The organism is Ruegeria hyattellae (assembly GCF_041537925.1).
In the GTDB taxonomy this organism is placed as follows: domain Bacteria; phylum Pseudomonadota; class Alphaproteobacteria; order Rhodobacterales; family Rhodobacteraceae; genus Ruegeria_C.
The window spans coordinates 340,782-361,144 of sequence record NZ_JBGOSH010000004.1 but is presented as its reverse complement, the minus strand read 5'-3'; the positions used below and the strand labels follow the sequence as shown (position 1 = coordinate 361,144).

20 protein-coding genes and 1 tRNA gene are annotated in these 20,363 nt (G+C 59.6%); 13 read left to right on the top strand and 8 right to left on the bottom strand.

What is annotated here, in order from left to right; genetic code table 11:
• Positions 1–66: 66 nt before the first annotated feature.
• Together tig and AB1E33_RS12540 are read right to left on the bottom strand one after the other, a co-directional pair.
• Complete coding sequence (gene tig, locus AB1E33_RS12545) at positions 67–1,398, bottom strand: trigger factor (RefSeq protein ID WP_372577617.1); 1,332 nt, start codon at positions 1,396–1,398, stop codon at positions 67–69.
• 182 nt (positions 1,399–1,580) lie between these two features.
• On the bottom strand, positions 1,581–2,708 hold the full coding sequence (locus AB1E33_RS12540) for a porin (RefSeq protein ID WP_372577616.1): 1,128 nt from the start codon (positions 2,706–2,708) through the stop codon (positions 1,581–1,583).
• Between the two features lie 346 nt (positions 2,709–3,054).
• Here AB1E33_RS12540 and AB1E33_RS12535 point away from each other — a divergent pair, with 346 nt between their 5' ends.
• The 5 genes from AB1E33_RS12535 (at position 3,055) to AB1E33_RS12515 (ending at position 7,533) form a co-directional block, all read left to right on the top strand.
• The gene (locus AB1E33_RS12535; RefSeq protein ID WP_372577615.1) at positions 3,055–3,987 is read left to right on the top strand and encodes a carbohydrate kinase family protein; all 933 of its coding nucleotides are present in this window, start codon (positions 3,055–3,057) and stop codon (positions 3,985–3,987) included.
• A gap of 17 nt (positions 3,988–4,004) precedes the next feature.
• A complete protein-coding gene (locus tag AB1E33_RS12530; RefSeq protein WP_372577614.1) occupies positions 4,005–4,670 on the top strand; it encodes a D-lyxose/D-mannose family sugar isomerase in 666 nt (221 codons plus the stop codon).
• A gap of 133 nt (positions 4,671–4,803) precedes the next feature.
• A tRNA-Leu gene (locus AB1E33_RS12525) sits at positions 4,804–4,886 on the top strand.
• Positions 4,887–5,851: 965 nt separating this feature from the next.
• Positions 5,852–6,838 (top strand): hypothetical protein, encoded by a 987-nt coding sequence (locus AB1E33_RS12520; RefSeq protein WP_372577613.1) that lies wholly within the window; start codon positions 5,852–5,854, stop codon positions 6,836–6,838.
• Between the two features lie 185 nt (positions 6,839–7,023).
• Positions 7,024–7,533: a Hint domain-containing protein gene (locus AB1E33_RS12515; protein ID WP_372577612.1), complete on the top strand. Its 510-nt coding sequence runs from the start codon at positions 7,024–7,026 to the stop codon at positions 7,531–7,533.
• Here AB1E33_RS12515 and AB1E33_RS12510 read toward each other — a convergent pair.
• Positions 7,530–9,125 carry an NAD(P)H-hydrate dehydratase gene (locus AB1E33_RS12510; protein WP_372577611.1) on the bottom strand — a complete coding sequence of 532 codons (1,596 nt, stop codon included), beginning with the start codon at positions 9,123–9,125 and terminating at the stop codon, positions 7,530–7,532. The genes AB1E33_RS12515 and AB1E33_RS12510 overlap by 4 nt on opposite strands.
• 170 nt (positions 9,126–9,295) lie before the next feature.
• Here AB1E33_RS12510 and AB1E33_RS12505 point away from each other — a divergent pair, with 170 nt between their 5' ends.
• The 6 genes from AB1E33_RS12505 (at position 9,296) to AB1E33_RS12480 (ending at position 14,396) form a co-directional block, all read left to right on the top strand.
• Positions 9,296–9,634, top strand: coding sequence for a P-II family nitrogen regulator (locus AB1E33_RS12505; protein ID WP_372577610.1), 339 nt, complete (start codon positions 9,296–9,298; stop codon positions 9,632–9,634).
• A gap of 36 nt (positions 9,635–9,670) precedes the next feature.
• A complete protein-coding gene (gene glnA / locus AB1E33_RS12500) occupies positions 9,671–11,077 on the top strand; it encodes a type I glutamate--ammonia ligase (RefSeq protein WP_372577609.1) in 1,407 nt (468 codons plus the stop codon).
• A gap of 167 nt (positions 11,078–11,244) precedes the next feature.
• Positions 11,245–11,523 (top strand): hypothetical protein, encoded by a 279-nt coding sequence (locus AB1E33_RS12495; RefSeq protein ID WP_372577608.1) that lies wholly within the window; start codon positions 11,245–11,247, stop codon positions 11,521–11,523.
• 91 nt (positions 11,524–11,614) lie between these two features.
• On the top strand, positions 11,615–12,454 hold the full coding sequence (locus tag AB1E33_RS12490) for an amino acid ABC transporter substrate-binding protein (protein WP_372577607.1): 840 nt from the start codon (positions 11,615–11,617) through the stop codon (positions 12,452–12,454).
• Between the two features lie 36 nt (positions 12,455–12,490).
• Positions 12,491–13,288 (top strand): lytic murein transglycosylase, encoded by a 798-nt coding sequence (locus AB1E33_RS12485; protein WP_372577606.1) that lies wholly within the window; start codon positions 12,491–12,493, stop codon positions 13,286–13,288.
• A gap of 199 nt (positions 13,289–13,487) precedes the next feature.
• Positions 13,488–14,396: a hypothetical protein gene (locus AB1E33_RS12480; protein ID WP_372577605.1), complete on the top strand. Its 909-nt coding sequence runs from the start codon at positions 13,488–13,490 to the stop codon at positions 14,394–14,396.
• Positions 14,397–14,462: 66 nt separating this feature from the next.
• On the opposite strand, the gene AB1E33_RS12475 is transcribed toward AB1E33_RS12480, so the two are convergent.
• The gene (locus AB1E33_RS12475; RefSeq protein ID WP_372577604.1) at positions 14,463–15,194 is read right to left on the bottom strand and encodes a heme-dependent oxidative N-demethylase family protein; all 732 of its coding nucleotides are present in this window, start codon (positions 15,192–15,194) and stop codon (positions 14,463–14,465) included.
• A gap of 124 nt (positions 15,195–15,318) precedes the next feature.
• On the opposite strand from AB1E33_RS12475, the gene dddP reads away from it, so the two are divergent.
• Positions 15,319–16,662, top strand: coding sequence for a dimethylsulfonioproprionate lyase DddP (gene dddP / locus AB1E33_RS12470; RefSeq protein ID WP_372577603.1), 1,344 nt, complete (start codon positions 15,319–15,321; stop codon positions 16,660–16,662).
• 33 nt (positions 16,663–16,695) lie between these two features.
• Here the strand turns inward: dddP and AB1E33_RS12465 are convergent, their stop codons facing one another.
• Entirely contained in the window at positions 16,696–16,920 is a 225-nt protein-coding gene (locus AB1E33_RS12465; RefSeq protein ID WP_372577602.1) for a hypothetical protein, read from the bottom strand.
• A gap of 107 nt (positions 16,921–17,027) precedes the next feature.
• Positions 17,028–17,882 (bottom strand): SDR family oxidoreductase, encoded by an 855-nt coding sequence (locus AB1E33_RS12460; protein ID WP_372577601.1) that lies wholly within the window; start codon positions 17,880–17,882, stop codon positions 17,028–17,030.
• 262 nt (positions 17,883–18,144) lie between these two features.
• Here AB1E33_RS12460 and AB1E33_RS12455 point away from each other — a divergent pair, with 262 nt between their 5' ends.
• Complete coding sequence (locus tag AB1E33_RS12455; protein WP_372577600.1) at positions 18,145–19,362, top strand: bifunctional alpha/beta hydrolase/OsmC family protein; 1,218 nt, start codon at positions 18,145–18,147, stop codon at positions 19,360–19,362.
• Here the strand turns inward: AB1E33_RS12455 and AB1E33_RS12450 are convergent.
• Positions 19,359–19,664: a hypothetical protein gene (locus AB1E33_RS12450; protein ID WP_372577599.1), complete on the bottom strand. Its 306-nt coding sequence runs from the start codon at positions 19,662–19,664 to the stop codon at positions 19,359–19,361. The genes AB1E33_RS12455 and AB1E33_RS12450 overlap by 4 nt on opposite strands.
• A gap of 10 nt (positions 19,665–19,674) precedes the next feature.
• Positions 19,675–20,238, bottom strand: coding sequence for a hypothetical protein (locus tag AB1E33_RS12445; protein ID WP_372577598.1), 564 nt, complete (start codon positions 20,236–20,238; stop codon positions 19,675–19,677).
• Between the last annotated feature and the right edge of the window lie 125 nt (positions 20,239–20,363).

The window sequence follows — 20,363 nt, the reverse complement described above, 5'->3', positions numbered from 1 at the left end:
GCGAACGGAAAGAGCCGCCCCGAGATTGGGGCGGCTCTTCGCACTATCACTCAGGGTTGACGAGGTTCACTCGTCCTCAAGCGCCTCGACGGCCTTTTGTAGATCGTCCTTGCCAACTTCTTTATCGCTGACCTGTGCAAGCTCAAAGACATAGTCCACGACCTTGTCTTCGAAGATCGGCGCGCGCAGTTGCTGCTGCATCTGCGGGTTCTGCTGTACGAACTCGAAGAACTGACGCTCCTGCCCCGGGTACTGACGCGCCTGCGCCATCACCGCCTGGCTCATCTCGGCGTCGGTCACTTCGACCTCGGCCTTTTTGCCCAGCTCGGCGAGCAATAGACCCAGACGCACGCGGCGCGAGGCCAGCTTGTTGTGTTCATCGGTCGGCTCGATCTCGTCGTGATCATGGCCTTCGACTTCGGGGTTTTCCTCGTGCCACAGCTGGTGGGCGATCTGCTTGGCCTCGGCCTCGACCAGGGTCGGCGGCAGATCGAATTCGACCAGAGTGTCCAGCTTGTCCAGCAGGCCACGCTTCATCACCGCGCGCGCGGCACCGCTATATTCCGCTTCCAGACGCTCCGATATCTGGGACTTCAGCGCGGCCAGATCATCGGCGCCGAACTTGGTTGCCAGCTCGTCGTTGATCTCGGCGGCGACCGGTTCCTTTACCTCTTTGATGGTGCAGGTGAACACGGCTTCCTTACCGGCCAGATGCTCGGCCTGATACTCTTCGGGGAAGGTTACGGTGACGTCTTTTTCCTCACCGGCTTTGGATCCGACCAACTGCTCTTCGAAGCCCGGGATGAAGCTGTTGGAGCCCAGAGTCAGCGGGTAATCCTCGCCCGCGCCGCCCTCGAAGGCTTCACCGTCGACCTTGCCGACAAAATCCATCACGACCTGATCGCCATCCTTGGCTTTGGAGCCTTTCTTGCGGGCTTTGAAATCCTGCGCGTTCTCGGCCAGGTTGCCCAGCGCCTCGTCTACGGCGGCGTCATCGGCCTTGACCACCAGCTTTTCCAGCTCGACGGATTTCAGGTCGACCTCGGGAATCTCGGGCAGCGCCTCATAGGACATTTCGACATGCACGTCGTCGCCCTCTTTCCACTCCTCGTTGGTCATCTTGACCTCTGGCTGAAGCGCGGGGCGTTCACCGCTATCCTCGAAATGCTGGTTCATCGCGCCGTCGATGGTTTCCTGCATCGCCTCGCCCAGCAGACGCTGGCCGAACTGCTTTTTAAGCAGCGCCATCGGCACCTTGCCCTTGCGAAATCCCTTCATCTCGACTTCCGGCTGTGCCTCGGTCAGCTTTTCATTGACCTTGTCGTCCAGCTCGGCGGCGCTGACGACGATGTTATAGCCGCGTTTCAGACCTTCGTTCAGAGTCTCGGTGACCTGCATCTGGTATCCCCATGAGGTTGGGGCGCGCAACCCTGGCGCGCCTGGCAAATTTGACGCCTTCTATTGGCCCTGCCCCGCCTGTGCAAGAGCCATCTGGCGCATCGGTCGGGATTTGCCCTGCGAAATGTAACAGGCCGCCCGGTTTCCCGCAGCGGCCTACCTTTGCGCGATCCGATCGCGGTTCAGAATTTCCAGCGCGCGCCCAGAACGACGGTGGAGAGGTCGTCATAATCGTCGTTTGAATCCTCGTAGGCATAGTTCTGATAGGTCAGGTAGGTATCAACGTTCACGCTGTCGATCCGCTGCACCACACCCAAGCCCCAGACGCTGGAATCAGAGCCATCGACACTGAAGTCGGACCCGTCCCAGTAGTGCACACCAATGCCGGTCTTGCCGACATTTGGCAGCCAGTCCTCGGTTTCATAGGCGATCTTGGCATAGTAGTAGTTCGGATCGGTGTCCGCATCGGAGTCGACGTCGCGGGTACCGGCGGCCACGGTAAAGCTCAGCCCGCTCTCCAGCAGCACCGAGGCCGAACCGATCACATCCTGACGCTTGGCGCTGCCATCCCCGTCGCGGACCTGATAGGCCAGCCCGGCATCCAGTTTGGCGCCCGCGAACTCGTTCGAGTAATAAGCGCCAACATCGTAATAATCGCGGTCGTCATCATCAGCCAGAACGTTGCGACCCCAGGCGGCACCAAAGGTGAAACCGTTGAAGGACGGCGTGTCATAGCGGATACGGGCACGGCGCGAACCGTCGAAATCATCCGTGGTGCCGGCCACGGTCGGCCCGGTCAGCGCACCGGCAGAATCGCGAAAGAAGAAGCTGGCATTGGAATCCGCCGTATAGGCATAAAGCGCGATCCCGACTAAAGACAGGTCCTGTTCGGCCGCGCCATCTGCAACCATGCTGCCCTGACCGGCCGAAACCTTACCCCAGTCGCCTTCGAGCCAGAAATCGACAAAGCGGATATCTTCGCGGGTCCAACCACTGAAATCATCGCCAAGCTGACTGGTCTCAGTCGAATTCGGAAGCCCCAAAGCGGCTTCAAACTTGAACCCGAAGGTGTTGGCACCGTAGGGCTGGTGCACGCGCAGGCCGACCCTGCTGTTCGAGGCGTCGTAGTCGCGCACATTTGTCTCGGTCTCTTCGCCGTCATCGACCGAGATGATGGCCGGGTTTAGCTGCCCATAAAGCAGGACATATCCGCCCGAGTTGTTTTCGTATTTCAGCTCGGCTGCAGCAGGTGCGGCAAGAGCGGATGCAGTAAGCGCCGTGAGGGATACGGCCCTGAGTTTAGATTTCATGAGAATCACCCATAAACGGAAGTTGAAAGAACGCCCTGTTGGGATCGAAGGTAACTATTGTTTTCATTGGCCTAATACGGCGGTCTGGTCGCCCAGTCGGGGGGGCCGCGCCTCCGGTTGATATTATCCTGATACTTCATCGTAACGCTAACCAGAGACCGCATATTGCCGCAGTGTCAATCTCGGTCAAGTTCCGCGACCTGCGCGGGGTCCACATATTTCGGATGACCTGTGCAATCGGCGATTATTTGCGGTTTTATCCCGGTAGTCGCGATCAAATTGCTTGAGAAATCGGCGAAAATACACCAAACGTTAGCGCAATCATCCAAAGCCTGAAAGAACCCGCATGATAATTTGCTGTGGCGAAGCCCTGATCGACATGCTTCCTGTCCGGACTGACACTGGCGCAGAGGCTTTTGCCCCCCATTGCGGCGGGGCCGTGTTCAACACTGCCATTGCACTGGGGCGTCTTGGCATCGAAACCGGTCTGTTGACCGGGTTGTCCAGCGATTTCTGGGGCGAGATGCTGCGCGACGGGTTGCGCCAAAGCCGGGTGGACACCCAATTTGCGGTTGTCAGCGATCGTCCGACCACGCTGGCCTTCGTACAGCTCAGGGATGGGCAGGCCAGCTACAGCTTTCATGACGAGAACTCGGCCGGGCGCGGGATCACGGCGCAAGACTTGCCTGACATTCCGGACCGGGTCGACACACTGTTCTTTGGTGGCATCAGCCTGTGCAACCCGCCTTTCTGCGACAGCCTCGTGGCCTTGGCCCAGCGCGAAGCCGGAAAGCGCACCATCATGGTCGACCCCAATATTCGCCCGGGCTTTGTCAGCGATGCCGAAAGCTACCGGGAGAGGTTGATGCGCCTGATCGGGGCAGCAGACCTGATCAAGGTCTCAGACGAAGATCTTGCCTGGTTGCTACCAGAACTGCCCGACGACCTGACCCGGGCGCAGGCGCTTCTGAAAGCAGGCCCCGCGCTGATCCTGCTGACCCGTGGCAGCGCCGGAGCCACTGCCTTGCGAGCCGGCATCGAGCCGGTCAGCGCTGCTGCCCGCAAGGTCGCCGTAGTGGATACGGTGGGTGCAGGTGATACGTTCAACGCAGGTTTTCTGGCCAAGGCGCAGGACCTTGGCCTGCTGGAGCGGCACAGATTGCAAACCGCCAGCGAAGACAATCTCAAGTCCTGCCTTTCCTTCGCCGCCCAAGCGGCGGCGGTGACCGTCTCTCGCGCAGGCGCAAACCCGCCCTGGGCCAATGAACTGACCGATTGATTGCCAAAGGCCAAACCATGAAACGTTCCGAGATCAATGACATCCTCGCCGAAGGTGACGGATTCATGCGCCAGCACGGCGTCATCCTTCCCCCGTTTGCCTTTTGGCAACCCGAGCAATTGCGCCGCGACGAGGCCGCACTGATCCGGGATCGCGGACTGGGCTGGGACATTACCGATTATGGCGAGGGCCGGTTCCATGAGTTGGGCCTGTTCCTGTTCACCACTCGCAACGGCGCTGTCGAAGATCTGGCCGCGGGCAAGGGCATGCTTTACGCCGAAAAGATCATGATCTCTCGCGACAAGCAGCTGTCACCGATGCACCGCCACAACATCAAGGCCGAGGACATCATAAACCGCGGCGGCGGCGATCTGGTGCTGGAACTCTGGGCACCTGACACGGCTGGCGCGATCGATCGGAACGCACAGGTCACCGTGCCCTCGGACGGGGCAATGGTCACGCTCGATCCCGGTGGTTTGCTGCGGCTGAAACCCGGCCAGAGCGTGACGCTGCTGCCCGGCATCTGGCACGCCTTCTGGGCCGAAGGCGGCGATTGCCTGATCGGCGAGGTCTCGACCGTCAATGACGACAGGACCGATAACGTGTTTGAAGCCCCGATCTCGCGCTTCTCCGATGTTGACGAGGATGTCTCACCCACCCATCTGCTGGTGTCGGACTACTGAAGATCACCCTTAGTCCGACAGCGCACAGCCAACGAGATTTGAAACCGGTGCGACAGGGAGCGTTTTTCTCTCGCACTCGGTTTCAACCTTTGCTATGCACCGCCGCACAGCGCGGCCATGGGCCGGCGCGGTTGCGGGTGTGGCGGAATTGGTAGACGCACCAGATTTAGGTTCTGGCGCCTAGGCGTGGAGGTTCGAGTCCTCTCACCCGCACCAAAAAATACGAAATATTTTCAATACATTATGGATTTTTTGATCAGATTATCTCCCCAATTATCATTGACTTTGAGCTCTTTCGAGGAAATGAGGATCTTTCGCTTCTGACAATCATAGTTCACGTCTGCTCACATAGCACTCAATGTGCCCAGAACATCATAATCGGCCAGAGCTACCCCTCGTTTTTGAAAGTCAGAGGGTACTTCGCCAAGACCGCCCCCTTTTCACGTACGGCACCCCTCGGTGATTCTGTAGTTAGATTTTGGGATATGGAACGTTCATTTGTTGGGTGCCGCTGTACCTCAGCTGGGGGAGCAGGTTCTTCGTAAGGACAAGGTTGGTGGTTCGAGGCTCTCTCAATGCAATACTTAACTCAAATAACTCAAGTGCTTACACAAGTCTTTATGATAATTTCTGGCGATTAATCACCTGCAGCAATGATCCGTTCGACGTTTGCAAAAAATTGGCGCAAAGGTTGCAAAGTATTCGGCTGGAATGTTGGGCACGACGTCGTTTGCAAAGCGAAACTTATCACTGATGAACCGGGTAAACCTTGTCTCGCTACCGGGAAGTAACTCGGCATGGTTTTCAAAGGAGCACAGGTCGCCACACTCGGAGCGCCGCATTCCGAACGACTTCGACAACAACGCGTGGCAACGTTCTATCAGAGTGCACATCTCATCGATGTTTGGGGCATTATCCAAAAATCTTCGAACAACCCCAAATGGCTCATATTTATCGAGCGACATCCAAACCAATACTCGGATCGCCAACATAGCTCTTTGCGGAATTCCACGACTCGGATTTCGACAGAACAGATCTGATAGTGCCGCAACATTCACCACATGGACGTAAGCGCCCTCAGGCGCTATCCATGTTCAGGTGATCGTCTGCGCAGGTAAAAGGTCAAGTCGGAAGGCACCACGAGCAGGTGACAAACCGGGTGAGCCGAATTCCAAAAAAGCTTGGCGGAATTGCTCGGTTGGCGTGTTGCATGGTGTCTTGACGGCTTTGGGTTTTTGAAAATGTGGCAAGTCGATTGTGCAAAGAATACTGTTACTGCGATGTTGCCCTTTCAGCAAAGGCTTCGCGCTCTTAAGAGGCGCATCGCCGGCAAGACGCATCAGATCCACGAGCAATCGGTTTATTCAGGTGGCTTTGACCAAATTGCCTTCCTGAGCGAAGCGGGCCTTGACCTGCGGGACAGCACAATTCTTGAGCTTGGAACAGGCTGGTATCCGGTGATTCCCCTCATGCTGCGTTTGGCAGGAGCCCGGCAAATCATCCTTACGGATGCGCACCCGCTGCTCGACCGGGAAACACTCAAGGCGGCGGTTGATTTCCTGATATTGCGCCGCACCGACTTGGCTGAACGCCTGGGGACAAGCGTCGAAAAAATAGAGGAAACCCTTTCCTATCCCCAAGATGCACCTGTCGACAAAGCGCTGGATGAATTGGGAATGACGTATCGGGTTCAGGCCACACTCAACACAATGAATGTCCGCGTCGATGCCATCATAAGCCACACGGTACTCGAACATGTTCCGCCATCAGTCATCGTGGACTTGCTGGAGCAGAGCCGTGAGATCCTGCGTCCCGGAGGTGTCATTTCCCACGGCATCGACCATTCCGATCATCGCGCCCACAGAGATGCCCGACTGAGCCGCGTCGATTTTCTGCGTTACAGCGATGCGATCTGGAGGCTTTTGTGCCTGAACCCGCAGGACTATACCAATCGACTGCGTCATTCGGACTACGTCGCGATGGTTGAGGCCGCCGGGTACGAGCTTATTCTGGAGCGTCCGCTGATGGATCCCGTTGCGCGAACGGACCTGGATGGATTGGCGCTGGCACCCCGCTTTCAATCCCGCCACCCCGATGACCTTGCGGTATTGTGGACGAATATCGTGGCGCGCCCCAAAGCAACTGACAAGGCGGTGCAAGGCACCTGACAGCGGCGTTCCGGATGCCGCTATCGGGTTTCCTGTGTTGCGACGGCCCGGACTGTCCGCTCGCCCTTTTCCGCGGCTGCAGCACGGGGTCGACACGGTCGGCGGCTAAGAAAATGCCGCCCCAGCCTCACGTTTTCGCCACATTCCCATCGGCACAATGGCACAAGCCTTTGAGTGAGAGTGCCATGACCCAGACCAGTGTCGACCACAGTTCGGAACAACCAACCCCGCACCGCCTTCAGGCAGAGGCAAGGATCGAAACGGGGTTTCTGTCCGGGACCGTTGTGATGACGCAGCGGGGCGAGCGCATGATCGAAAAGCTGGCCAAGGGCGACCGGATCGTCTCGCGGGATCGCGGCTTTGTTCTGGTGCGTGGCGTTCGGCGGACCACCTGCCGCTGCCGTGCGATCTCCTTTGCCGCAGGCTCCCTTGGTGACACAAGGCCCGAACAGGATCTGGTGCTGCCCGCCGGGCAGAAAGTGCTGATCCGCGACTGGCGCGCGCAAGCGCTGTTCAATGCAGATCGCGCCATGGTGCGCGCCGATGCCCTGCTTGACGGAGAGTTCATCCGTGATCTGGGCATTCGCGAAATGGTGCTCTACGAAATCGCGTTCGATGCGCCCCATGTACTTTATGCAGGCGGGTTGGAACTGGCGTCCGAACCGTCCGGCGCAACACTCAGCCACGCCGCCTAAAGGCCAAGCTCTCGAAACACCGCTGGCAATTGCTCTGGCAGATCCTCTGCAATCAGGCCGGGTCCGAAGTGTCGCGCGCATTCCACATGCAGCCACGCTCCCGTCTCTGCTGCCTGCATCGGTGCGAATCCCCGTGCCAGCAATCCGGTGATAAACCCCGCCAATACGTCGCCCGACCCGGCCGTGGCGAGCCAAGGCGCGGCGCGCTCGTAATGGGCGGAATTGACGGAACATCGCCCATCCGGTGCCGCAATCACCGTGTCAGGCCCTTTGAAGAGCACCACGCACCCCGCCCGCTTTGCCGCCTCTCGGGTGGCATCCACCTTGGAATAGGCCGGACCTTTGGTGGGCACAGAGTTCAACTTTTCGGCGAGGTCGGGAAACAGCCGCGCAAACTCGCCGCCATGTGGGGTCAGGACGCAGGTTTCATGGAGCATTCCGAACAATTCGCCCGGTGCATCGGCAAAGGCTGACAGCGCATCCGCATCCAGAACAGTGGCGCGCACGGTATTCAGCGCCAGCGGCACCAGATCGCGTGCCCGGTCCAGCCCAAGCCCCGGCCCCAGACAGAGCGCGTTCAACCGCGCATCGGACAGCAGTTCGGACAACCCTTCGTTTCCCTCGATCCGCCGGAGCATTAGCGACGTAATCTGGCTCGCCACCTCCATCTGCGCCGAGGGCGACACCCCCAGCGTCACCAGCCCCGCCCCAATCCGCAGCGCGCCCCGTGCCGCCAACCGTGCTGCGCCGGTTTTGCCAGCGCTGCCGGAGAGGATCAGGGCGTGGCCATGAGAATACTTGTGCAAGTGCTCCCAACTGGGTTTGGAAATTTGATCGCTTCCCTCGACACGCTTCGTGCATAGCCTCACAAGTGCCGGGCGCTCTAGGCTGTACCATTGATCGCGCCAATCATCGAGGCCAATGCCTGCAACCTTGAGTTTGCCGCAAAGCAATGGTCCTTCGTTTAAGAAATGTCCAAGCTTTGGTTGTTGAAATGTGACGGTCAGATCAGCCTCAATTCGATTTCCGGAGCCCGCAACCCCTGCATCCGAATGCAGAGCTAAGCCGCTATCGGCGCAGACACCGGATAGGATATCAACCGAAACCAAGCGGCGTTCGTAAAATATCCCTTGTATCCGGTCCAAATTCTCCGCGAGTTGTCTTGAAAGAGGGCGGGTCAATCCCGTTCCAAACAAAGCATCAATGATAAGCATCGACTCGGGCCAAACTGGTTGAAGTACGTCCATTGCAAGATCAACACGTCCTACGTCGCCAATCTCGCCCCACCGCTCATAGTTCACCCGCGCATCCGGCGGCAGTTTCTCGGGATCACCGTAGAGAAACACCTCCACCTCCCAACCCCGCTCCTTCAGCAACCGCGCCACGACGAACCCGTCGCCGCCGTTGTTGCCGGGGCCGCATAGCACCACCGCCCGACCAGCGGTTTCGGCCAGTTCCGGCCATTCCTCAAAAATCGCCTCGACCACCCCCTGCCCGGCCCGCTCCATCAGCTCCAGCCCGGTGATATCACCGCTGTCAATGGCCGCTTTTTCGATGGCCCGCATTTGGGCGGCGGTCAGCAATTCGGTCATGGAAAATCCCTCGCGATTCAAAATTGCGCAATTTTTATGCAACTTGCCTATTTTTTCACCGGGCGATAGAAATCGCCTCGTTCCAGCAGTCCCGGCGCCACTATCGGATTGTGGCCCTTATTCAGACATGATCTGAGCCGGACTGACAAGATTTCAGGGAGGCTCCGCCAATGAAAAAGATCGAGGCCATCATCAAGCCTTTCAAACTCGATGAGGTAAAGGAAGCGCTGCAGGACGTGGGCGTTCAGGGTCTGAGCGTGATCGAGGTCAAGGGCTTTGGCCGTCAGAAAGGGCATACAGAGCTCTATCGTGGCGCTGAATATGTCGTGGATTTCCTGCCAAAGGTGAAAATCGACGTGGTCCTGGACGACGATCAGGTCGAAGCCGCCATCGAGGCCATCGTGGGCGCCGCCAAAACAGACAAGATCGGCGACGGCAAGATTTTTGTCAGCCCCGTCGAACAAGCCATTCGCATCCGCACCGGCGAGACCGGGTCGGACGCACTGTAACCCAACACATATCTTCCAATCAGAGGACCCAAGAGAATGAGCAAGGACGCAGTTCTTCAGCTGATCCGGGATGAGGACGCAGAATACGTCGACATCCGCTTTACCGACCCGCGTGGCAAGCTGCAGCACGTGACGCTGATGGCCGATCAGGTCGATGACGACTTCCTCGAAGAAGGCTTCATGTTCGACGGCTCGTCCATCGCTGGCTGGAAATCGATCGAAGCCTCGGACATGAAGCTGATGGTCGACACCGAAAGCGCCTATGTCGATCCGTTCTACGCGGAAAAGACCATTTGCGTGCATTGCTCGGTCGTCGAGCCAGACACTGGCGAAGCCTATGATCGCGACCCGCGCGGCACCGCGCAGAAGGCCGAAGCCTATCTGAAGGCCTCCGGCATCGGCGATGTGGCCTATATGGGCCCCGAGGCTGAATTCTTCCTGTTTGACGACGTACGCTTCTCGAACTCGATCAACAAGGTGTCCTACGAGGTCGACGCAACCGACGCGTCCTGGAACACCGACACCGAGTATGAGATGGGCAATATGGGCCATCGTCCCGGCGTCAAGGGCGGTTATTTCCCGGTCAACCCGGTCGACGAAAGCCAGGACCTGCGTTCGGAAATGCTCAGCACCATGAAGCGTCTGGGTATGAAGGTCGACAAGCACCACCACGAGGTGGCGTCCTGTCAGCACGAGTTGGGCCTGATCTTTGACAGCCTGACCAAACAGGCCGACGAGCTGCAGAAATACAAATACGTGATCCACAACGTGGCGCATGCCTATGGCAAATCGGCGACTTTCATGCCGAAGCCGATCGCAGGCGACAACGGCACCGGCATGCATGTGAACATGTCGATCTGGAAAGAGGGCAAGCCGCTCTTTGCAGGCGACAAATACGCTGATCTGTCGGACGAAGCGCTGTGGTTCATCGGTGGTGTCCTGAAACACGCCAAGACCCTGAACGCCTTCACCAACCCGGCGACCAACAGCTACAAGCGTCTGATCCCGGGCTTTGAAGCCCCGGTTCTGCGCGCCTACTCGGCCCGAAACCGCTCGGGTTGCGTGCGTATTCCGTGGACCGAAAGCCCGAAAGCCAAGCGCGTCGAGGCCCGTTTCCCCGATCCGGCGGCAAACCCCTATCTGGCGTTTGCGGCGCTGCTGATGGCCGGTCTGGACGGCATCAAGAACAAGATCGATCCGGGCGAGGCAATGGACAAGAACCTTTACGATCTGCCCGCCGAGGAACTCGCCGGCATCCCGACCGTCTGCGGGTCGCTGCGTGAGGCTCTGGAAGCTCTGGCATCCGATCATGACTTCCTGCTGCAGGGCGACGTGTTCACCAAGAGCCAGATCGAAGGCTATATCGAGCTCAAGATGGAAGAGGTCGAAACCTACGAGCACACCCCGCACCCGGTTGAATACGGCATGTATTACAGCTGCTGATCGAAAGATCGCGGAACAGACAATGGGCACCCCTTGAGGGTGCCCTTTTTTGTTGCCCGCCCAGTTGGCTTTGCAGCTTGACCTGCCAGCGATGCGGCCCGAGGTTGGATCCGACCGACAAGTGCACTCTGCTCGGAATACGCTCGGATCGATAAGAGGAAAACGCCATGCGCCTGATGTTGAAATTCACGATTCCGGTTGAAAAGGGCAACCAGGTCGAAAAGGACGGAACCCTGGGCAAGGCGATTGCCAATCTGGTCCAGGAGGTGAAGGCCGAAGCTTCTTATTTTGCTCTGGAAGACGGAAAGCGCATGGGCATCGTTATATTCGAGGAATCGGATCAGGCCCGCATGCCGGTCATCAACGAGCCGCTGTTTGCGGCGCTTGACGCTGCCATCGAAATTCAACCAGTTCTGACAGCTGAGGATCTGCAACGCGCGTTGTAAAAGCTGGCGGATGAGATCGCGCGCATTTCCCCTTTAGGGTTGTGGCAACGCCCGCTATCGTCCTTCTCAAATAACCAGATTGGATCATTTGATGCGTTTTCTTCTCACAAGTTTTGCCCTGGCCACCACATTTGCGACCGCCGCCCCGGCCCAGACACTGGACCGTGTCCGCGAGACCGGGCAATTCAACATCGGTTTTCGCGCCGATGCGGTCCCGCTGTCTTATATCAACGCCGAAGAACAACCCGCAGGCTATTCCGTGCTGATCTGTGACCGGATCGCGCAAAGCCTGGCCAACGAGCTGGAACTCGACAATCTCAACGCGACCTATATCGCAGTCGACACCAAGGACCGGTTCGACAGGATTGCCAGTGGCGAGATCGATATCCTCTGCGGCGCGGCCACGATAACGCTGGAGCGGCGCGAAAAGGTCGATTTCTCGGTCCCGACATATGTGGACGGTACCGCGCTGCTGCTGCCGAAGGATGGCGGCGAAAACCTGAGCGATCTGGCGGGCAAGAAGGTTGGCATGCGCGGCGCGACCACCACCGAACGCGCGGTGCGCGCGTCCTTCGAACAGGCCGGTATCGAGGCCGAAATGGTGCCCTTCGTCTCGCATCAGGCCGGGTTCAAGGCGATGGGCGACGGCGAGATCGACGCCTATTTCGCCGATCAGAGCATCATGCTGGTCAATTTCGCGGGCGGCGAGATGCAGGATAAATTCAAGATGTCCGACCAGATTCTTACCATCGAGAAACACGGGCTGGCACTGACCCGGGGCGATGCCGACTTCCGCCTGTTTGTCGACCGGGTGATCGCGGGACTTTATGAAGACGGCTCGATGGAGCAATTCTTTGAAACCACGCTGCCGGGGATCGAGCCGGGTGCGGCCCTGCAGGCGTTGCACATCATCGCCCCGACAATGCCGTGACCCTGTCTGCCCCTTTGATCCAAGAGTGAGCCTGCCATGCGATCCCTGACCTGCCTTGCCCTCATACTGTCGCTTGCCGCGCCGCTTGGGGCGCATGCCGCAAGCTGCGGCAATACAAGTGCCGGGTTCGACGCCTGGAAACAGGATTTCGACAAGCAGGCCCGCAAAGCCGGCGTGAAGAAAAAGGGGCGGCAGGCGCTTGCAGGCGCGCAATATGCCAATCGCACCATTGCCGCCGACCGCAATCAGAAAAGCTTCAAATACTCGCTCGACAAGTTCATGCGGATCCGCGGGGCTGATACGATCGTGGCGCAGGGGCGCAAGCGCAAGGCGCGCAACCCCAATTTCTACGCCGCGCTGGAACGCCAATATGGCGTGCCCAGCGGCGTGCTGCTGGCGATCCACGGGATGGAGACGGGTTTCGGCAATTTCATGGGCGACAGTCAGGTCGTCTCGGCCATCGTGACGCTGGCCTATGATTGCCGCCGTTCGGAGTTTTTCGTCCCGCATGCGATCGGCGCGCTGAAACTGGTCGACCAGGGCGCGATCACGCCGGCTACTTTGGGTGCCAAACATGGTGAGCTGGGCCACACGCAGTTCCTGCCAGGCAATGCCATGACCTATGGCGTCGATGCGACCGGAGACGGGCGGGTCGATTTTTACAACTTGACGGACGCGCTGGCCTCGACTGCAAACTTTCTACGCCAAAAAGGCTGGAAATCCGGCAAGGGCTATCAGCCCGGACAGCCCAATTTCGCCGTTATAAAACAGTGGAACGCGGCCACTGTCTATCAACAGTCCATCGCCATAATGGGCGCACGCATTGACGGTTGAACGCCGCAAGCCCGCCACGATGCCGCCACATTTCCCTCATGAACGGGCCTGATCACCATAAAATGAACAGGTTTCCGGATTGGCATCAATCCGCCTATATGCGCCGGACTACCTTCGAATCTGGCAATTACCGTCACAGTTTCTCCCTCTTCGCATTTTAGATTGGTTGGTGAACGCAAACACGTGGAGGGTTGGCGCTGTGACAGATACGGGCAGGTATCATGGTGGACTGGTATTCCAGGGCAGCGAAGAAGGTGCGCTTGACCGCTTTAGCGGGATCGCGGCCGCAACGTTGGAAGATCACGGCCATATGGTCGAACGGCAAACTCTGGTGAACGCGCAAGAGGCGCGCATCGTCACCAGCCAATACCTGGTCACATTGACCTATGGCGGCGCGCGGAGCTCGGAAACACGCGCGACAATTCTGGACCGGGTGGCGGGCCTGAAGTCCAAGGGTCAAGCCGACACGATGCAGGACAAAACCCGTCTCACCATCGCCCTGACGCCGGTTTCCCCCGAGCTTGACGATCAGGACGTGTCCGAACTGATCCTGGTTGTGATGCTGTACCGGATGGTGGATCTGAATTCGTGCGAGTCGATCGAATGGCTCGACTCGGACATGTCATTAACCGTCGAGCAGTTCATGGGAGCCTTTGCAAATCTCTCCCCAAAACGGGGGCGTGACCGCAAACAGATCATTGTCAACAATGGCGAGCGGTTCGCGCCCATCGAAGAAGAGGTCGCAGACCTGACGACCCATTACGACTACGTCTCGGCCCACACGCCGCGTTGCGGTAGGCTGGGTCTGGTCGAACTGTCCGAGGAAGAAGCGCTTGCGCTGTCGTTTCGGACCGAGCCCCTGCCCGCCGAACTGGAGGCGATCGCGCTGGAAGATCAGCCCGATAGCGACATTCGGCGGCTGACCAGTTGGAGCATGACCGGTTGCCTCTATTTCGTCTCGGCCCCCGTGGCGGTCTCGATGGCGGCGGTCAACTTGATCAAAGGCGAAGATTTCCGCCTCAACACCCATGTGCTGGCCCTCACCAGCTCGATCACGATTTTCAAAAGTACTGGCATGATCGATAGCGTAACATCATTTTTCGTGTGATGTAGTCTCTCTCTCACCGTCTCTCTCGTGCCTGTAAGATCGCCCCGTTCATTGGACGGGGCGTTCTTACGTCAGCGCGATGTCAGCCCGGGCCAAGACATAGGTGTGGATGGAAAAAACCACCGCGCGGGTCCGCGGCAGACGCAGGATGCACTGCCGCTCGCTGCGCAGGTAATCTGCGGCTGTTGCCTCGGGCGCGTCACGGCGGGCATGCACGCTGCGCGGCTGATGCAACTCGGGGTCAACATACCAGAGTGCGTTGAAGCGCCAGAGCGGACGCTCGGGCTGCACCCCGTCGAACAGGCGTTGCACGCGTTTGGCGATGCCCTCGTCGTAAGGGGCGACCGGCGCATGGATCACGACCAAGGGACGCTGGTATTTCTCGGCCAGCATCCAGCTTGCCGGAAAACACAGCACCGCGCCGGTCAGCACATGCTCGTCGCCCTGTTTGAGCAGGATGCACAGATCTTCCTGTACCAGCCGCCCCAGCGTGCCCATCGGGTCGGCGCGCTCGATGACAACCTGCACGCCATCGGGGCGGGTCACCTGCGGCCCTGCCCCGGGATATGCATGGCTCAACACCAGATCGAGCAGTTCCTCCGCCGCCGGGCGCGCCGCTTCGTCCATTGCCAGAACATCATTGCGCCGCGTCTCCAGCAACGTCGCGCGCTGCGCCATCTGCGCGGCAAAGACCTCATCGCGCAGCAGCCAGTCCTCCATGCGCAACGGCGCCATGCCCGGCAGGGGCCGTGGCGTCAGCGGATCATAGGGAATGGTGCGCTGAAGAATGGCCGTCATGTTAGCGAACTAGCACCAAGCCACGCTGCTGTCGGCCCAAAAACGACATGGCCACAGGTCGCAATCGTCCGGGATTGCAGCGACAAACTGCGCTCAACTGGCCCAAGCCAAGGGGAGAGCCACCGTGAACACGCATTATCGCGACACCCGCAAGATCGACCCCGCGCGCGGCGCAACGCTGGGGGACGGCACCCCAAACGACATGGACCGGGTCGAGATCGGCCCGACGCAGCTTGCTTTTTCGGAATGGGAGGGTGCAGGGCTGCACCTGCCCGATCTGGCCCGTATGCGCGAACACCGCTGGAAGCGATTGACCCAGCACATTGTTGATCGCGGCTATGCCGGGTTGCTGATGTTTGACCCGCTCAACATCCGCTATGCCACCGACAGCACCAACATGCAGCTCTGGAACACCCACAACCCGTTTCGCGCGGTGCTGCTTTGCGCTGACGGTTACATGGTGATCTGGGACTATAAGAACTCACCTTTCCTGAGCAAATTCAACCCGTTGGTGCGCGAACAACGCTCAGGCGCGGACCTGTTCTATTTCGACCGGGGCGACAAGCTGGATGTGGCGGCAGATGTGTTCTCCAACGAGGTGCGGGTGCTGCTGGAAGAACACGCGCCGGGCAATATGCGGCTGGCGGCGGACAAGGTGATGCTGCAGGGGCTGCGCGCGCTCGAGGCGCAGGGCTTCGAGATCATGGAAGGCGAAGAGGTCACCGAGAAGTCGCGCTCCGTCAAAGGCCCGGACGAAATCCTCGCCATGCGCTGCGCCAGCCACGCCTGCGAGACCGCCGTACAGGCGATGGAGGATTTCGCGCGTGCCAATGTGGGTGATGGCAAAACCAGCGAGGATGATATCTGGGCCGTGCTGCACGCCGAAAACATCAGGCGCGGTGGCGAGTGGATCGAAACCCGCTTGCTGTCCTCGGGTCAGCGCACCAATCCGTGGTTTCAGGAATGCGGGCCTCGGGTCACGCAGAAAAATGAGATCATCGCCTTTGATACTGACCTGATCGGCTCTTACGGGATATGCGTTGATATCAGCCGGACATGGTGGATCGGGGATGAGCCGCCGCGCCCTGACATGGTCTATGCCATGCAGCACGCGCATGAACATATCATGACCAACATGGAAATGCTGAAGCCCGGCGTTATGATCCCCGACCTCACCGCAAACGCGCATAAGCTGGACGTCCGGTACCAGGCCCAGAAATACGGCTGCCTCATGCACGGGGTCGGCCTGTGCGATGAGTGGCCGCTGGTGGCCTATCCCGACAAGGCGGTGCCCGGTGCCTACGATTATGCGCTGGAGCCGGGCATGGTGCTGTGTGTCGAGGCGGCGGTGGGCGAGGTTGGCGGCGATTTCTCGATCAAGCTCGAAGATCAGGTTCTGATCACCGAGGACGGATATGAGAACCTGACCACATATCCATTTGATCCGGCCCTGATGGGACAGCTGTAAGCGGGCAGGTCAACACCCTGCCCGCTTCTGAAATCACTGGGTATCCGGCCAATGCGATCGCTTCACATTGCCGTGCCATTCTTCCAATTGCGGCGTCATCCGCGCGGTCTCGGACGATGGCTCAAAGCGATCCGGCGCGCCGCCGACAACCCCGGCGCCCAGTGCGATGCCAACGCCCATGGCGATGACGGACCACAGAAACGTTCTGCCCCGATCCGCGCCGAGGTGGGTGTGTTCACAAGTACTTAAAATGTGCATATCCATATCTCCTGTTCTGGTGATGAGATGACCAGAAGATAGGCGCGGACCGAGCTTCACAAAAACGAATTAATGTTCGCACACACATCACAAATGATGATGCAATGCTAAAGCCCCAGAAACCCCTGCATCACCTTGGCCTGCAATCGCTTGCCATCCGGGTCGGATTCGGTCTTGAGACTGCACAGCTCCTCGCTCCAATCCGAGGTGCGGGTCCGGATCGGCGGGTTATTGGCGCTTATGCAGCGCATCACCACCTCTGCCACCTCATCGGCGGTCTGATAGGCCGCCTCGCCTCGCGCCTGCGACCCGCTGATATAGGCCTGCAGGATGGGCAGATATTCATCGTCGAGCAAACCGCCGGTATCGCCGACCTGTTTCAGCACGGAATTGGCGAACTCGGTCTTGATGCCACCGGGCTCCACCACAGTGAAATTGATGCCAAAATGCGGGGTCACGTAGCAGGCCAGCGCCTCGGTATAGCCTTCGACGGCAAATTTGGCCGCGCAGTAAATTTCGTTGAAGGGCTGGCCGACCAGGCCGCCAACCGAGCCGATATTGATGACATGCCCGCTACGTGCCACCCGCATATGCGGGATCACCGCCTTGGTGCAGCGCACGACACCAGTGAAGTTCACATCCATGACCCATTCGACCTCTGACATCAGGGCTTGTTCGGTCGAGCGGACATAGCCCGCACCTGCGTTGTTGATCAGCACATCGATCCGCCCCTCTGCCGAGATGATCTTCGCCACCGCCGCTGCGATGCTGGTATCATCCTGAACATCCAGTTGCAGGCAGGTGACGGACACGCCAGCCGCAGAAGTGGCCGCGTCCAGCCCGGCGCGCTTGTCCATGTTGCGCATGCTGGCGTAGACCTTGTGTCCGGCCCGTGCCGCTTGCACTGCCAGGCTCACGCCTAGACCGGTGGACGCTCCAGTGATCAGAATTGTTCTCTGCATATTTTTAAAACCTTATGTCGCGAAGATCATCCAATCTCATCGATCGGTACAATTGGGTCGGCCAAGCGCATAGCGGCAGGCCCGGTATCTGCCCTGAGCGTTAAGTGCCGTTCCGAAGATGCCCACCCCCGGTGTCCAGCGCAAGGATTTGCCCGGTCCCGCTGTTCAACAGCTTTGCACAGGGGCGTGAACGAGCGCGGTTGCCTCTTGGAATTCACCACCGCCACCGCCAGTCTCTTCAGGAATGTCAAAGGATACACCCATGCCCACAGAACGCATCACTTTCGCCGGACATGACGGCAGCCAGCTTGCCGCGCGGCTGGATCTGCCCGACGGGCCGGTGCTTGCCACAGCCCTTTTTGCCCATTGCTTCACCTGTTCCAAGGACATCCCGGCGGCACGGCGGATCGCGGCGCGGCTGGCGATGATGGGGATCGCGGTATTGCGGTTCGATTTCACTGGGCTGGGCCATTCGGCAGGCGAGTTCGAGAACACAAGCTTTACCTCGAACGTGCAGGACTTGGTGGCTGCCGCGCAGTACCTTGCGGGCCGCAATATGGCACCCGCCCTGCTGATCGGCCATTCGCTGGGCGGCGCGGCAGTATTGCGGGCGCGGGCGGGCATCCCCTCGGTCAAGGGCGTTGTAACGCTGGGCGCGCCGGCTGACCCGGGCCATGTCTCACACCATTTCGAAGCTGCGTTGCCACAGATCGAGGCTGACGGCGTGGCCGATGTCACCCTTGGCGGTCGGCCCTTCCGGATCGGCAGGCAATTTGTCGAGGATATCGCGCAGACGCAGTTGGAACCCGCCATCGCCGGGCTGAACGCGGCGCTTCTGGTGCTGCACGCGCCGCTGGATGACACGGTCAGCATCGACAATGCCGCGCAGATCTTTCTGGCCGCCAAACATCCCAAAAGCTTCGTGACGCTCGACGATGCCGATCACCTGATCACCCGCCAGGTCGATGCCGATTACGCTGGTGAGGTGATTGCCGCCTGGGCAGCGCGCTATGTCGACCTCTCACCTCCCGCCCCGCCGCCAGGTGCACCCGAAGGTGTGGTGCGGGTGACCGAGTCCGATCCCGCAAGCTTCAGGCAGGATGTGCAATCGGGCCCGGATCATCACGCGGTGGCAGATGAGCCGGTGTCTTACGGCGGCACGAACACGGGCATGTCGCCCTACGGGTTTGTCTCGGCCGGGCTTGGCGCTTGTACCTCGATGACCATCCGCATGTATGCGCGCCGCAAAGGCTGGCCGCTGGACGGGGTCAGCGTCGATATCTGCCATGACAAGGTCCATGCGCAGGATGCCGAGGCTGGCACGCGCGGCAAGGTGGACGAATTCCGCCGCCGCATCCGGCTGCTGGGGCCGCTGGATGCAGACCAGCGCGCCAAACTGCTGGAGATTGCCGACAAATGCCCGGTACACCGGACACTTGAAGGCTCCTCACATGTGGTGACCGAGTTGATAACCGATTAACGTCGCCCTCCGCGTGCGGGCATCGGGCGCGACACCGGGGGCCGGTGCACCGGTGGGCGCGCGACCGGAGGACGGGCTACAGGAGGACGCGCAACGGGTGGCTTGGCGATCGGGTGCTCCGGCCGGACCGGTGGATCAGGGCGTTCGGGCCGGTCCGGTTCGTCAGGTGGTCGCGGATAGCCATAGTAATAGTCATTCCACAGCATCGAATCGTAGTAACCACCGGTTCCGACCCCGACGGTGAGGCCATCACAGCCCGCCAACCCGAACAATCCAAGGGCAAGTATTAGCTTTTTCAACATCTTACCCTCCTTACCTGATCGCCCGGAACGAGCCGTAGATCGCATTCACATCGTTCACCAGATCCGGGTCTGCCCCGCTCTCGATCACTGCAAGCGAGATCGCGACCCGGTTGGTCGGGAGATCGATCAGCAGGGCGGTGAAGCTGACAGCGCGCCCGTCGCGCCGCCCGGTTCCGGTGATGCGCTTGGTAGGCAGACCGCCCAGCGTGATCGAAGAACGCCCGGTCACTTCCGGGTCCTTGACCAGTGACCTGCCGATGCCAGACAGGTAATCTGCAGCCTGATCCAGCGTGCGGATGCCATTGGGCGACAAGAACCCCACCCAGACGCCCTTATCCGCCACCGGCTCCAACCCGATCACCCGGTTGATCAGCCGCGCTTCACCGGTTTCGGGTGCGGTGATGGCGCGCGCGCCACCGGCGCGCACCTGCCAGAAATCCGGGGCGCTGAACCGGAACAGGGCGCGCCCGTCGCTTTCATAGGTCAAGGGCATGTCCGCCATGACGGCGGCGGGCAGCCCCGCAAGGAGCGCCGCACAAACAGCGCGGCGCAGGTGCAGAATGGCAGATCGCATGAAACTCACTTTCGTTAATCGGATAGGGCGATCATTGACCGTCGACAGCAACCTGTAAATGCTTAATATCGTTTGAATCTGCGCGACATGCGGCAATGTCCGAACCTGCCCGCGCGGCATCATTC

Coding starts and splice junctions, on each gene's coding strand:
- tig (WP_372577617.1), bottom strand. CDS start 1,398: ATGCAGGTCACCGAGACTCTGAACGAAGGTCTGAAACGCGGCTATAAC.
- AB1E33_RS12540 (WP_372577616.1), bottom strand. CDS start 2,708: ATGAAATCTAAACTCAGGGCCGTATCCCTCACGGCGCTTACTGCATCC.
- AB1E33_RS12535 (WP_372577615.1), top strand. CDS start 3,055: ATGATAATTTGCTGTGGCGAAGCCCTGATCGACATGCTTCCTGTCCGG.
- AB1E33_RS12530 (WP_372577614.1), top strand. CDS start 4,005: ATGAAACGTTCCGAGATCAATGACATCCTCGCCGAAGGTGACGGATTC.
- AB1E33_RS12515 (WP_372577612.1), top strand. CDS start 7,024: ATGACCCAGACCAGTGTCGACCACAGTTCGGAACAACCAACCCCGCAC.
- AB1E33_RS12510 (WP_372577611.1), bottom strand. CDS start 9,125: ATGACCGAATTGCTGACCGCCGCCCAAATGCGGGCCATCGAAAAAGCG.
- AB1E33_RS12505 (WP_372577610.1), top strand. CDS start 9,296: ATGAAAAAGATCGAGGCCATCATCAAGCCTTTCAAACTCGATGAGGTA.
- glnA (WP_372577609.1), top strand. CDS start 9,671: ATGAGCAAGGACGCAGTTCTTCAGCTGATCCGGGATGAGGACGCAGAA.
- AB1E33_RS12495 (WP_372577608.1), top strand. CDS start 11,245: ATGCGCCTGATGTTGAAATTCACGATTCCGGTTGAAAAGGGCAACCAG.
- AB1E33_RS12490 (WP_372577607.1), top strand. CDS start 11,615: ATGCGTTTTCTTCTCACAAGTTTTGCCCTGGCCACCACATTTGCGACC.
- AB1E33_RS12485 (WP_372577606.1), top strand. CDS start 12,491: ATGCGATCCCTGACCTGCCTTGCCCTCATACTGTCGCTTGCCGCGCCG.
- AB1E33_RS12475 (WP_372577604.1), bottom strand. CDS start 15,194: ATGACGGCCATTCTTCAGCGCACCATTCCCTATGATCCGCTGACGCCA.
- AB1E33_RS12465 (WP_372577602.1), bottom strand. CDS start 16,920: ATGCACATTTTAAGTACTTGTGAACACACCCACCTCGGCGCGGATCGG.
- AB1E33_RS12460 (WP_372577601.1), bottom strand. CDS start 17,882: ATGCAGAGAACAATTCTGATCACTGGAGCGTCCACCGGTCTAGGCGTG.
- AB1E33_RS12455 (WP_372577600.1), top strand. CDS start 18,145: ATGCCCACAGAACGCATCACTTTCGCCGGACATGACGGCAGCCAGCTT.
- AB1E33_RS12450 (WP_372577599.1), bottom strand. CDS start 19,664: ATGTTGAAAAAGCTAATACTTGCCCTTGGATTGTTCGGGTTGGCGGGC.
- AB1E33_RS12445 (WP_372577598.1), bottom strand. CDS start 20,238: ATGCGATCTGCCATTCTGCACCTGCGCCGCGCTGTTTGTGCGGCGCTC.